This is a genomic window from Rufibacter psychrotolerans, from assembly GCF_016924645.1.
Classification (GTDB): domain Bacteria; phylum Bacteroidota; class Bacteroidia; order Cytophagales; family Hymenobacteraceae; genus Nibribacter; species Nibribacter psychrotolerans.
The window spans coordinates 440,614-453,443 of record NZ_JAFFJV010000001.1; the positions used below are offsets into that span (position 1 = coordinate 440,614).

Sequence of the window (12,830 nt, forward strand, 5' to 3'; positions counted from 1 at the left end):
AGTAAGTAGGTGCCGCCTGTTTCGCGGCCGTTTTCCAGAAAAGGGAGCCAAAACGGCTTTAAGGCTGAGAGTTTGTCCTGACGGGTGTCTTGGGGCTGTCTTGGGCAAAACGGCCCCAAAACACCCGGTTCAGGTCTGGTGCTGGCGGGGAGGGCCCTTTAGTTCTTGGTCTGGCTGGAAACGTACTCCACAAAGTCGCCCACGGTGTTGAACGGCACCTCGTCTGGGATCACAATCTTGAAGTTCTTCTCCAGTTCCCAGATAATGTCTACCACGTCAACGGTGTCAAACCCCAGCTCTTTGCTCAGGTTGGAAGAAGTGCGCAGCCGTGACGGCCTGATTTCTTTTACTTTGCTGATGATTTTGACCACCCTCTGTGAGATGGAAGGTACTGGTAAAGCAGGTATCATAAAGTTGGTAAACGTCTTTCTATAAAGGATCAGGTACTAGTGGTTAGGTGGCCTTTTCTGGCAAACCCCCGGCTAAAAACAGAGGCTCTGCCGGTTTTTGGGGTGTTTTGGTGAAAAGGGACGCAAAATTACCCATTGTGCGCCTTAGTGCAAAAGGGGAAACAGTATCATTGATGAAAGTGATAAAAGCGGGCGCAATATGCGCCCGCCTTTGTTCATCATTCACTATTCAATTATTGGTACTTTGGATTAGGTTCTTTACACCAGGGCCGGGTGGCCGTGCTGCTCTTTCTTGGATTCCAGTTCGGCGGTCTCGCGCTCCAGTTCCTCGGCGGTCTTGTCTACCAGGACAATCTCGGTCTGCTTGTCCAGGCCAAACTTGGCCAGCACGCGGTCAAACAGGTAGTAAATCACCGGTACCACAATCAGGGTCAGGAACATGGACGAGCTCAGACCGCCAATCAGGGCCCAGGCCAGGCCGTTCTTGGTGGCGGCCACTGAGCCACCGGCCAACGCGATCGGTAACATACCAATCACCATGGCCAGGGTGGTCATCAGGATCGGGCGGAAACGAATCCGCACGGCTTCCACCAGGGCGTCTTTCACGTGGTGTCCTTCCTTCTTCATCTGGTTGGTAAAGTCTACCACCATAATGGCGTTCTTGGCTACCAGACCAATCATCATGATAATACCCAGAATGGAGAAGATACTCAATGACTGGGCGGCCAGGGCCAGGGCCAGCAAGGCTCCAATGATGGCGAGCGGAATGGAGAACAAGACCACCAGCGGATACACGTAGGAGTCATACAGGGCCACCATGATCAGGTACACGAAGATGATGGAGGCCAGCAAGGCAATCCCCAGCGTACCGAACCCTTCAGACTGGTTCTTCAGGTCACCGGCGTAGTCAACGGTCACGCCGTTGGGCACTCTGATCTCGGCCATCTTGGCCTGAATGTCAGCCCCCACGGAACCGGACGGACGCCCGATAACCTGCGAGTTCACGTTCAGGGAGGTCACGCGGTTGGTACGCTCCAGCTGCGACGGACCGGTAGACTGCTTAATGTCAGCGAACTGACCCAGCCGCACTACCTTGCCTTCGTTGTTGATGAAAGACAGGTTGGCAATGTCGGTCACGTTGCGGCGGTCAAACTCATCCAGACGGATGTTGATGTCGTAGTCCTCGGTGCCCGAGCGGAAAGTTGCGTCGGTGTTTCCGGAGAAGGCCATCTGCATGCCGGCGCCCACGCTTTCCAGAGACAAGCCTACGCTCGCCATCTTGTCGCGGTCCACCACTACCTCAATCTCGGGGTTACCGCCTTCCACAGACACTTCCACGTCAACGGTTCCTTCCACGCCTTCCACCAGTTTGGTAACCTGGTTAGAGAAGGTAATGAGGGTGTCCAGGTTAGGGCCAGAGAGCACCACCTGGATAGGCGCCTGGGCGTTCCCCACCAGACCTACCGGTACCGGCGTTACCTCCACGTTGGGCAGTTTGCTCTCAATGTCTGCTTTGGCCCGTCGGCTAAACTCCTGCGTGCTGAAGGCGCGTTCCTTCACGTCTACCAGGGCTACGGTAAGCTCAGACTGGTAAGCCGAGGTCTGGCCCTGCTGCGAGGAGGCGGTGGTACCCACGGTGGTAAACACCCGGGTAACCTCCGGAATACCGCGCAGGTATTCTTCCACCTGCTTGGTGGCGAAGTTGGTCTGCTCCACGGTGGCATTTTTGGGCAGTTCCAGCTGCAAGCTCACCTCGCCGCGGTCACCCGCCGGAATAAACTCGTTCCCGATGAAGCCGAACGGCACCAGCATAAACGAGGCAACCAGTAACACAAACGTGGCCGCAATGGTGATGAACTTGTGGTTGAAGGCCCATCTCAAGGCGCCGGTGAAGCCTTCAATGATTCTGTCCAGCAGGCGCTCAAACCACAGGATAAAGCGCCCGAACAGGTTCTTGTCAGACACGTGCTCCAGCTTGGAGAAGCGGCTGGCCAGGAGCGGAATCAGGGTAAAGGCCACGAACAGCGAGATCATGGTGGCAATGGCCACTACCACGGCAAACTGCCGCAGGATGTCAGACACCAGACCGGAAGACAGGGCAATAGGAATGAACACCACCACAATTACCAGGGTAATGGAGGTAACGGTGGCACTGATTTCCCGGATACCGTCATACGCTGCCTGGGCCGGGTTCTTGCCCATTTCCATGTGGCGGTAAATGTTCTCAATCACCACAATGGCGTCGTCTACCAGAATACCTACCACCAGCGAGAGCGCCAGCAAAGACATCAGGTTCAGGGAGTAACCCAGCAGGAACATGGCAATGAACGTGGCAATCAAGGATGCCGGGATAGACACCATTACAATGACCGCGTTGCGCAGCGAGTGCAGGAACAGCAGCATTACCGCCGCCACCAGGAACACCGCAATCACCAGGTCGTGGATCACGGAGTCAGCCGCTTCCAGGGTAAAGTCTGAGGAGTCTGTGGCGATGTTGAATTTCAGGCCTTCCTTGGCGTAGGTCTGCTCCAGTTTGGCCAGGGCGGCCTTGGTCTGGGCACTTACCTCCACGGCGTTGGCATCTGACTGCTTCTGGATGGTGATCCCCACTGACGGTTTGGAGTTGATACGGCTCAACACGTCCACGTCTTTCTGGGTGTCCTGCACCTCGGCCAGGTCAGACAACCGCACCACGCCGTTCTGGTCGTCTCTGATGACCAGGTTGCGCAGTTGGTTCAGGTCCTGGTACTTACCGGCCAACCGCAGCTGGGTCTGTCCGTTCTCGTTCTTGATTCTACCGGTAGGGAAGTCCAGGTTGGAGTTCCTGATCTTCTGCTGCACCTGCAGGATGGAGATGCCGTAGGCTTCCAGCTTCTGCGCCTGAATGTTCACCTTGATCTCGCGCTCAGAACCACCCAGAATCTTGATCTGGGCCATACCGGGCACGCGGGACAGCTCGGGCTTGATTTTGTTGTCAATCAGGTCGAAGAATTCAGTGGCCGGCATGTTGGCCGTGGCCCCCATCTTGATGATGGGCAAGTCGTCAAAGTCAAACTTGTTCAGAGTGGGCGGGTCCGCGTCTTCGGGCAACTGGGCCAGAATGGTGTTGATCTTCCGCTGGGCGTCCTGCAAGCTCAGGTCCACGTCGGTGCCCTGGTTCAGCTGCACCGTAATAATGGAGAAACTCTCCAGCGAGGTTCCTTTCATCTCCTTCACGTTCTCCAGAGAGGAGAGCACATCTTCAATCTCCTTGGTCACCGAGTTCTCCACCTCGTTGGGCGAAGCACCGGGGTACAGGGTGGTCACCGTCAACACGGGCGGGCTGAACTTAGGCAGCAACTCGTAGTTGAGCGATTGGTAGGAGACAATCCCCAGCAGGGTGAGTACGGTAAAGACCACCACCACCAAGGTTGACCGCTGTATGGATAATTTGGTTATATTCATTTTCTAAACTTCTTCTGAATAAGAAAAGCTACTTGTCTTTATTACTTGAGGGTAGTCACCTGAATGCCTTCACGCAGGTTGATCTGACCAGACTGCACCACTTTCTCGCCGGGCTGTACGCCCTCCAGCACTTCTACCTGGTCTTGGGTAACGGTGCCCACTTTCACTTTGCGGATGTACGCTTTGTTGTCTTTCACTACCCACACGCTGGGGTCCTGGATGCTTCCCACAATGGCTTCGCGGGCCAGCAGCATGGCATCCCGCTGATCGGCTACCGGGAAAAAGGCGGTGCCGTACATACCGGCGCGCAGGTTGTTGTTGGCGCTGTTCTTCACCTCAATCTCCACGTCATACTTCAGGGTAGGGTCGGCCTGGGCGCCAATGGCCGTTACCGTGCCGTCATACTGCTGGGCACCCCCGGCAGTGGCGGTTACCTTCACTTTCTGGCCCCGGTTAATGAGCAGCACCTCAGACTCAGACACCTTCACGTTCAGCTTCAGGCGGTCTACGTTCACAATGTCATACAGCGGGGTGCCTGGGTTCAGGTAAGAGCCTACCTCAATGTGCATGGCGTTGATCTCCCCGCTGATGGGGGCCGTTACGCGGGTGTTGCCCTGGTTCTGGCGGGCCGCTACCAACTGGGCGCGGGTGGCGTCTACGTTGATCTGGGCTTCCTCCAGCTGGCGCTTGGTGATGGCGTCTCCGGCGGCCAGGTTCTTCATGCGCTCCAGGTCTTTCTGGGCTTTCTGGTAGTTGGCCTGGGCGGTGGCCAGGTTGGCGCTCATGGTATTGTCCTCTACCTGGATCAGGAGCTCACCGGCCCGCACTCTGTCGCCTTTGCGCTTGAGCACGCGCTGGATCTGGCCTGAGGTCTCCGACAGCAGCTTTAGGCTCTGCACCGGCTGGAAGTTACCCTGCGCGGTGAACGACTTGTCCAGCTTGGCGGTCTGGGCCTCGGTTAAGGTCACCGGAATGGCTTCGCTCTTGATTTCGGCCACGGCGGCGGCGGCCGTCATTTCCTCTTTGTTCTTGTTGAGCGTGTAAGCTACCGCACCCAGCAAAGCAACAACAACCAGGATATAGATTAGTTTTTTCATTTTTTTAGGTGTACAGAAAAGAGGTTATTGGATTAGGTTCTTTAACTCGCCGCGGGCTCTGATGTAGTTCAGCTGCGAGATTTTATATTTCAAGCGTTCGTTGTTCAGGTTGGTTTGGGCTTCGCGCAGGCTTACCTCTGCCTCCAGCAGGTCGGTGAGCGGGGAGAGGCCCTCTTTGTAGAGGCTGTTGGTGGTGTTGTACACCTCCTGCGCCAGCTGCACGTTGCGCTCCTGGTTCTGGATGGCCAGCTCACTGGTGCTGATCTGCTTCAGGGCGTTGTCTAAGCCCATCTGCGTGTTAAGGGCCAGGTTCTGCATGTCCAGATCGGTGCGCTTAACATCCAGCTCGGCTTGTTTTATCTGGTTGCGGCGCTGGAAACCATCAAAGATGGGAATGTTCAGCTGCACGCCTAACACAAAAGTGTTGAACCAGGGTTTGCTTCTGTCAAAGAAATTAAACTCCTGGCGCTGGGCGTTGTAAGTATATTGCCCAAATCCGGCCAGGGTAGGGAAGGCGCGGCCTTTGATGTTCTCCACGTTGAGGCCATACAGCTTCTTCTGGGTTTGCAGGGCCTGGTAGTCGGTGCGCTGGGCCAGTACCTCATTGGCGTCTACCGTGAGCGGAAGCACCGTGTTGGTCAGGTTAGCGTCGGCGGCAATGTCAAAGTGCTGGTCCAGGGGCATGCCCATGAAGAACTTAAGGGCGTTTTTCTGCTGCTCATAGGCAGAGGCCAGGGTCTCGCGCTGGTTCTCCAGGTTGGTCTTGTTCACGGTGATGCGGTTCACGTCTACCTTCTTGGCGAAATCGTTCTTGTACTGCAGCGTCAGGATCTTCTCCAATTGCACCAGGCGGTTGTAGTTGGCCTCAATCGTGTTAAACTGCTCCTTGGTCTGCAGCGCCTGCAGGTAGGCCGAGCTCACGTTGTAGAGCACGTCTTCCTTGCTCATCTGGGTGCGCAGGCGGTACAGGTCGCGGGTGGTGGCGGCGGCCTCCAGGCCCACAAAGTACGATTTGCTGAAGATCAGCTGCGACAGCTCCAAGCCGCCGGTGGTGTTGTATTTCTGACCGAACTTCACGGGTACATAAGTACCGGGCTGCCCAATGATCTCGCCGGGCAACAGCTGGGTGGGAATAGACGGGTACACCGCCACCTGGCCCGTACCGGTGATCTGGGGCAGGCCAGAGCCTTTGGTTTCCTTGATGCGGTACTCGGCGCCCTGCTCATCTAGCTGCGCCTGCAGAATGCTTATGTTATTGGTAGTGGCATAGGTCAGCGCTTCTTGCAGCGTAATCACCTTGCCGGTGGTTTGACTTTGCGCATAACTGAAACTCGCCACTAGTGAGAGCAGGAGACTCAGCAGGTAATGCTTTTTGTTCACGGTTGTAGGATTGGTTAAATTGTTTTGATCAATCTTTTTAGTTCTGATATGTGAGAACCAAGCGGGCAAAAAAATTATTGGCCCCGGCCTTGGCGCCACTTTTCCAGCAGCATGGGCACTTCCTGTGACAGGAACTCCATGAACTCAATCCGCTCCAGCACCTTCTCGTGCATGGCCGGGTTGGAGTTTCCGCGAAGGTCATTGGCCTGACGGAGCAACTTGCTGAAGCCCAAGATAGACTCCATCTTGTTAATCACTTCCTCATACCAGTTGTCCATCAAAGCCCCGAAGTAGCGCTTGCGGTCTCCGGGGTAGGTAGTGTACTCTAACAGGCGCATCTGCAGCAGCAGGTTCAAGGCGTTGCTGGCCGCACTTTTACTGATGTTCAGGGTGTCAACAATCTCCTCAAAACTCAGGTGTGGCCGGTCAGAGACGTACAACAGCCCCATGATACGGCCCACCACTGGCGGAAGGCCCTGCTGCTCATGGTAAATGCCTATTTTCTCTATTAAGTGTTTCTGTTCCTGGGTTAACTGTGCCACGTAATCCTCCTTATTTGACTTTAGAACGCTGCAAAGGTAGGGATTAGTTTCTTTGGTTCATAATTTTGAGAACTAAATTTCTGGTGATTTCTCGCAATTTTTCACAGGGGCGCCTAAGGCGTTGCAGGTCAGTGGTTTGTTAGGGTAGAAGGGGTGCGGAAAGAGCCGTTTGGCCGGTTATTTCACCAGCGGCAGGGCTAAAACCGGCGCGAAGATACTGGCCGAAAAGTAATTTACAAGGACTTCTTCTTATTTTAACAATTGCCCGGCCGGGAAAGCCGCGTCTGCCCAAACCAGAAGCCGCCAGCCGCCAGACCCCAAGGAGTAAACCCCGTTTTTGGCCTGAAATTGGGAAAGCGCCCCCAAAACGGACGGCCGGTCCGGCGCCTACGAGGCTGGCGGATGCTTTAACGCAAATCTCCCGTTTAAGGGCCGTTTCTGAGAAAACAGCCCCTAAACGGGAGAACTATCATAAGGCAAGAAGGGAGGGCTATTTCTTGTAGCGCAGCCCGAAGATGTCGTTGGGGTTCCAGGTAGGTCGTTCCTGCGCCTGAGCTACCTGGTAGCTGATGAGGAAGTTGAGCTGCACGTAGCGCTTGGCGGCCTCAAAGTCAAAGGAATTGTTGAGCTCATCCTGCGGCTTGTGGTAGAACGAGGCCCGCCAGACCTCCACCTGCTTGTTCAGGTTGTTTTGGCCGTCTTTGGTTTTGTTGCCGTACTTGATGTGCAAGGCCGGGATGCCCTGGCTCACGAAGCTGAACTGGTCGCTGCGGATAAACCGGTTCTGGTCGGGCTCCGGGTCTGCCTCCACGGCAATGCCCAGGTAGGCGGCCGCGTTGGCCACTGGCTTGGCCAGCGATGAGTGCTCTGCCCCCAGGGCCACCGCCGAAAGCAGCGGGGCAATCAGGGTGGGCATGTCGGTGTTGATGTTGGCCACAATGTTCTGCTTGGGCACGGTGGGGTACCTGGCAAAGTACGCTGAGCCCAGCAGGCCCATTTCCTCGGCGGTTACCAGCACAAACAGGAGCGAGCGCCGGGGTTTTTCCTTCAGGCTACTGTACAGCTTGGCAATCTCCAGCACGCTGGCCACGCCCGAGGCATTGTCATGGGCCCCGTTGTAGATTGAGTCGCCCTTCACGGGAGTGCCAATGCCCATGTGGTCCAGGTGGGCGCTGTGCACCACGTACTCCTCGCGCAGAGTAGCGTCTGACCCCGTGATTTTGCCCACTACATTATAAGAGTCAAAGTCGCGGTAAGTGGAGGTGTACCGCCCCGACAGGCGGGCGGGCAGGGCCGCGGAGGCAGGGGTGCCGTTCTTCAGGGAGGCCACCACCTGGGCGGTGTCTAGCCCGGCGCCCTTAAGCAGCGTCTGGAAGGTGGCGGCGTTCACGTACGCAAACAGCCTGGACTGGTCTGAGACATAGCTGCCAGAGGCGGCCACTTTTCCGTCGGGGAGCATGACGCTGTTCACCCCTGCGGCCAGGTTAGGAACCGTGAGCCTGGGATTAGGATTGGGGTTGGCCACCATCACGCCCACCGCCCCGTGGTTGACCGCATTCTGCAGGATGGTGGAAAAGTGCATGCTGGCCGCGGCAATGGTGGAGTGGAAGCTTTTGGGCGCGCCGCGCAAGATCACCACAATCTTTCCTTTCACATCCAGATTGGCGTAGTCGTCATAGCCTACCTCCGGGGCCGTGATGCCGTAGCCGGCAAACACCAGCGGGGCCTCCACGGTCATGGAGGCATGCTGCGGGTTAGGGTAAATAGTGAAGTCCTGGCCCTGTACCAGGTGCTGGGTGCCCTGGGCAGTGGTGAGGCTTAAAGTGGCGTCTTTGCCCGTAAAGGCCTTTCTGATGCGCACGGTCTGCAGGTAGGTGTTGTTTTCGCCGGCGGGCTGCACGCCCATTCCCTTGAACTGCTGTACCACGTAGTCTACCGCCATCTGGTACCCGGGCGTGCCCGGCTGGCGGCCCTGCAGTTTATCATCGGCCAGGTACCGGATGTGCCCTTTGAGGGCCTCAGGCTTTACGGTCTTCAGCTGTTTGGAGACCCCCTTGTCCAGTTGGAGCGACTGGGAGAATGCCGCGCCGGAGAAAAGCAGGGCACTGAGCAGAAAGGATGTATATTTCATTGGTTGCTGGTTATCAGAAGATAAGGCCCCAGGAAATGCCGCAGGTACCGGGCAGCGCAGGCAGCTTCCAGGCAATTACCCCGGTAAAACCTGTTTGGAGCGGGTTTCGGGCCGGAAATTACTAAAATTAGTAAGAACTAAGCTACCGCGCAGAAACCGTACCAAAGGGCGTCAGGCCTTGCCGGAACTTGGGTCCTGGACTCGCCAGACAGGAGGTTGCCGGGGCTGGGCTAAGGTGCACGCCTGAGGAGCGCTTGACTGCCCTTGTTTTACAGGCCTTTTCAGGAAAATGGCCGCAAAACACTGCCAGCACCGTTTAGAGAACTCTGCCGGAGGAATTATTGGAGCTAACAAAAAGAAAAATCCCCGCAGCCAGGGCCGCGGGGATTCAGAACGGTTTAGTGGAAAATGACAGCCAAAAGGGTAGGGGGTAAGCCCAACCTACGGGTAGGCCCCCGGCGATTAGCGCGATTGCTGCCGCACCGGTACCGGCACAGGCTGCAGGGTAGGGCCAATTAATTTGGAAATCAAATCGTTCAATAAGGAAGCAATCGAAGAAAGTGTGGTAAATCTCATTGGTGTAAAGTTCATAACTCCTGATTAGAACAGGCAAGAAGCGGTTGCCGTGGTAAGGCCGGCCTGTCTTCGTTGGGTCTGTTCTCCCCTTCTAAAACAGCATCAATTCTTGGAAGAATTTATTGAATTTACTACAAGAATCTCAAAAATGATAGTAAACTCCCATAATCTTTTCAAGAGGTGATTCTTGTAGGTACAACGATAAGAACCCCAAAATCTGTTCCTCTCCTGAAAAAATATTTTTGGGGCCGGAAAAGGCAAGTCCAGCCAGGCAGCGGAGCCCACTCGGGCTGAGCGCCGTTGGGCGGTCTTCCCCGTTAATATGCCTGCTTTCTGCAGGCGTGCAGGACCGTTCGCGCAGCAGGTTGGTGTGCCAGTGGCCCGCTGGGAGGGTGGCCCATTTTCCAGGCCTGGAAAATGGGCAGATCTGCCAACTCGCCCGCCCGTTTACAGTATAACCGTAGTTTTAGCCATGTTGGAGCCAAATTCAGATAAAAAAGGACTGTTCCGGTTGGCGGTCATCACCTCCTTGGGGTGGGGGATCATCAGCCTCTTTCCCATGATCAACGCCCGGCGTCCGTTCTTTCTGGAAGGCCGGCCCTCCCGGGCCTTCAGGATGCACCCCGGCGGGCCGTTTTCATCCTCGCAGGACGCTGCTTCCCTCACCGCGCTCTGGGTCTTCCTGCTCATGTTCAGCTTCTGGCTGATGAACCTGTACCTGTACAGCCGGTTCTCCCGGATGCCGTGGGCCGGGAAAACCAAAAACTACCTGCGGTACGGGCTCAGCTGCCTGCTGGCGGTGGTGGTGTACTACGGGTTCTCTACCCTGGTGTACGTGCTGGCAGACGGCGGGCGGCCCCGCATCTTTCCCCTCATGGTGGCGCTCGCCAACAACGTCATTATCCTGGTGCTGATAGACCTGATCATTCTGCAGCGCAAAAGCGCCCAGATCGCCGTGGAGAACAGCCAACTCAAGATGAACCACGCCATTGCGCAACACCAGCACCTGAAGCACCAACTGCAGCCGCACTTTCTGTTCAATTCGCTCACTACCCTTAAATCACTCATCAAGAAGCAGCGGCCCGAGGCGGAGGAGTACCTGGTGCGGCTCGCCGATTTGCTCAGGGCCTCCATCAACTCCGGGAACGAAACCGTTATTCCGCTGAGGGACGAACTCAAACTCTGCGTAGACTACCTGGAGATGCAGAAAGTGCGGTTCAAAGAAGCCTTCCGGTACCAGATTACCCTGCCGGATTCTATCCTGCAGACGGGCTACCTGCCCATTTTCTCCCTGCAACTGCTGGCCGAAAACGCCATCAAGCACAACGCCTTTACCGTAGAAGAGCCCCTCGCCATCCAGATTGCTTACCAGGAGCCCAACACCATTGTGGTCACTAACAACAAGAAGCCCAAACAGACGCTGGAGGCCTCCTCGGGCATCGGGCTCAGGAACCTGTCTGAGCGGTACCAGGTCATCTGCGGCACCGGCATTGCCGTGAGGGAGACAGACCAGTATTTCACGGTTGAACTTAAGCTGCTGTTGCATGAACCTAGTCATCATTGAAGACGAACCCCTCACGGCCGAGGACCTGGCCGATACGCTGCTGGAAGTGGCGCCCGGCGCCACGATTGAGGCCGTGCTGCCCTCGGTGAAAGCGGCGGTGGCGTATTTCCAGACAAATCCGCAGCCCGATCTTATTTTCGCTGACATCCAGCTGGGCGACGGGCTGAGCTTTGAAATCTTCCAGGCCGTGTCCCTCACCAAACCCGTGGTGTTCTGCACCGCCTACAACGAGTACGCGCTGGAGGCTTTCCGGGCCAACGGCATTGATTATATCCTGAAGCCCTTCACCAAGGCTTCCATTGCGAAAACGCTGCAGAAATACCGGCAACTGCAAGAAAGCCTCGCGCCCGCCAGGCCAGATTACCAGGCCCTGCTGCAACTCCTGGACAACCGCCCGGCCCCGAAACCCACCTCGGTGCTGGTCTACCAGCGCGACAAGATCATTCCGCTGCCCTTTGACCAGATTGCCGTGTGCTATTCCCAGCACCTGATCACCCACGCCGTCACGTTTGACCAGCGCAGGTTTACCCTTAACCAGAGCCTGGAGGAGATGGAAGCCCTCTGCGGCAACCAGTTCTTCCGGGCCAACCGTCAGTTCCTGGTTAACCGCAACGCCATCAAAGAGGCGGCCCAGCACTTGGGGCGCAAACTGGTCGTGTCGCTCACCATCCCCTTCCCGGAAGAGATCATCGTCAGCAAAGCCAAGAGCCCCCTGTTCCTGAACTGGCTGGCGAAGTGAAAAACAAAGGCACGTCCAGCCCGAAGGGGAAGCGGGAGCCGGGTTTTATCTCCACCTCTCCAGGTGCATCTACTAAAGAGAGGCGGCAGTTTGGGTTCCAGGCCTCTTTTCCGGGAAACACCCTAAAATAGATGGGCCGTTTCACCGGCGGGTTTTGTCCGGTTCGCGGTGGGGTTTGTCCGTTTGGCGCCGGAAGCGGGTTTTGGGGGCTCTTTCTGGCACCTGCTTTGCAAATGGTCTGGCAACCGGGGCAATTACCCCGGAGATCAACCAGAAACCCAAACCCTAAACTAAAATGAAAAAGTATTTTTTAATGATGGCCTTAGGTCTGGCGGTAGCCGGAACCTCTTACGCGCAGGATGCGCCCCGCAGAGACAGAGTAGCCAACAGAACGGAGCAGGGCCGCGGTGACCGCGATGGTTTCCGCCGGAACCAAGACAAACGCGAGAAGCTAGACCCCGAGCAAGTGGCCACCCGCCGCACCCAGATGCTGACCAAGAAGTATGACCTGAGCAACTCGCAGGAAAGAAAGCTGCAGGCGCTTAACCTGAAGCATGCCCAGCAACTGCAAAGCCTGCGCGGCAGTTTCGCCAAAGGCAGCGAACGCAACGGCCAGCACCGGGAGCAACTGAAACAGCTGCGCACCAATTGGGAGAAAGAGCTGAAAGGCATCCTGAGCAAAAAGCAGTACACCCAGTACCAGGAAGACCGCCAGCAGCTGCAAGCCAAACGCGGCGACCGGTCAGGAGGCAGAGAGGGCCAGCGTGACCAGGCCAGAAGAGCCCGGAACAGCTAAGTAACCCGAGCACCAGGAGTACCGCAGAGAAAGCAAGTGACCACGCTTGCTTTTTCTGTGTGGTCCCTTCCCCCTACTTGTTTTGGAGCCACTTTTGGGAAAATGGCTCTAAAACAGGCCGCAACTGATACCTCCTGTATCCTCCTGATGC

The 12,830-nt window shown here is 56.4% G+C and carries 9 protein-coding genes; 3 read left to right on the top strand and 6 right to left on the bottom strand.

Annotated elements, in window-relative coordinates; translation table 11 throughout:
• Positions 1-158: 158 nt before the first annotated feature.
• The 6 genes from JT718_RS01775 to JT718_RS01800 form a co-directional block, all read right to left on the bottom strand.
• Complete coding sequence (locus tag JT718_RS01775) at positions 159-410, bottom strand: acyl carrier protein (RefSeq protein ID WP_205499951.1); 252 nt, start codon at positions 408-410, stop codon at positions 159-161.
• Positions 411-668: 258 nt separating this feature from the next.
• Positions 669-3,854, bottom strand: a complete 3,186-nt coding sequence (locus JT718_RS01780; RefSeq protein WP_205499952.1) for an efflux RND transporter permease subunit — start codon at positions 3,852-3,854, stop codon at positions 669-671.
• 41 nt (positions 3,855-3,895) lie between these two features.
• Positions 3,896-4,951, bottom strand: a complete 1,056-nt coding sequence (locus JT718_RS01785) for an efflux RND transporter periplasmic adaptor subunit (RefSeq protein WP_205499953.1) — start codon at positions 4,949-4,951, stop codon at positions 3,896-3,898.
• Between the two features lie 24 nt (positions 4,952-4,975).
• Complete coding sequence (locus JT718_RS01790; RefSeq protein WP_205499954.1) at positions 4,976-6,331, bottom strand: TolC family protein; 1,356 nt, start codon at positions 6,329-6,331, stop codon at positions 4,976-4,978.
• 74 nt (positions 6,332-6,405) lie between these two features.
• Positions 6,406-6,873, bottom strand: a complete 468-nt coding sequence (locus tag JT718_RS01795) for a GbsR/MarR family transcriptional regulator (protein ID WP_205499955.1) — start codon at positions 6,871-6,873, stop codon at positions 6,406-6,408.
• A 490-nt stretch (positions 6,874-7,363) separates the two neighbouring features.
• Positions 7,364-9,004 carry a M28 family peptidase gene (locus tag JT718_RS01800; RefSeq protein WP_205499956.1) on the bottom strand — a complete coding sequence of 547 codons (1,641 nt, stop codon included), beginning with the start codon at positions 9,002-9,004 and terminating at the stop codon, positions 7,364-7,366.
• Positions 9,005-10,052: 1,048 nt separating this feature from the next.
• Here JT718_RS01800 and JT718_RS01805 point away from each other — a divergent pair.
• The 3 genes from JT718_RS01805 to JT718_RS01815 all read left to right on the top strand — a co-directional run bounded on the left by JT718_RS01805 (position 10,053) and on the right by JT718_RS01815 (position 12,679).
• Positions 10,053-11,144, top strand: a complete 1,092-nt coding sequence (locus tag JT718_RS01805) for a sensor histidine kinase (protein WP_205499957.1) — start codon at positions 10,053-10,055, stop codon at positions 11,142-11,144.
• Complete coding sequence (locus tag JT718_RS01810; RefSeq protein ID WP_205499958.1) at positions 11,125-11,883, top strand: LytR/AlgR family response regulator transcription factor; 759 nt, start codon at positions 11,125-11,127, stop codon at positions 11,881-11,883. Before JT718_RS01805 ends, JT718_RS01810 begins: the two co-directional genes overlap by 20 nt.
• A 295-nt stretch (positions 11,884-12,178) precedes the next feature.
• The gene (locus JT718_RS01815; protein ID WP_205499959.1) at positions 12,179-12,679 is read left to right on the top strand and encodes a DUF4890 domain-containing protein; all 501 of its coding nucleotides are present in this window, start codon (positions 12,179-12,181) and stop codon (positions 12,677-12,679) included.
• Positions 12,680-12,830 lie beyond the last annotated feature (151 nt).

Excerpts from the sequence above, each read along its gene's own strand:
- JT718_RS01815 (WP_205499959.1), top strand. The coding sequence starts at position 12,179 with ATGAAAAAGTATTTTTTAATGATGGCCTTAGGTCTGGCGGTAGCCGGA.
- JT718_RS01800 (WP_205499956.1), bottom strand. The coding sequence starts at position 9,004 with ATGAAATATACATCCTTTCTGCTCAGTGCCCTGCTTTTCTCCGGCGCG.
- JT718_RS01780 (WP_205499952.1), bottom strand. The coding sequence starts at position 3,854 with ATGAATATAACCAAATTATCCATACAGCGGTCAACCTTGGTGGTGGTG.
- JT718_RS01775 (WP_205499951.1), bottom strand. The coding sequence starts at position 410 with ATGATACCTGCTTTACCAGTACCTTCCATCTCACAGAGGGTGGTCAAA.
- JT718_RS01785 (WP_205499953.1), bottom strand. The coding sequence starts at position 4,951 with ATGAAAAAACTAATCTATATCCTGGTTGTTGTTGCTTTGCTGGGTGCG.
- JT718_RS01805 (WP_205499957.1), top strand. The coding sequence starts at position 10,053 with ATGTTGGAGCCAAATTCAGATAAAAAAGGACTGTTCCGGTTGGCGGTC.
- JT718_RS01810 (WP_205499958.1), top strand. The coding sequence starts at position 11,125 with ATGAACCTAGTCATCATTGAAGACGAACCCCTCACGGCCGAGGACCTG.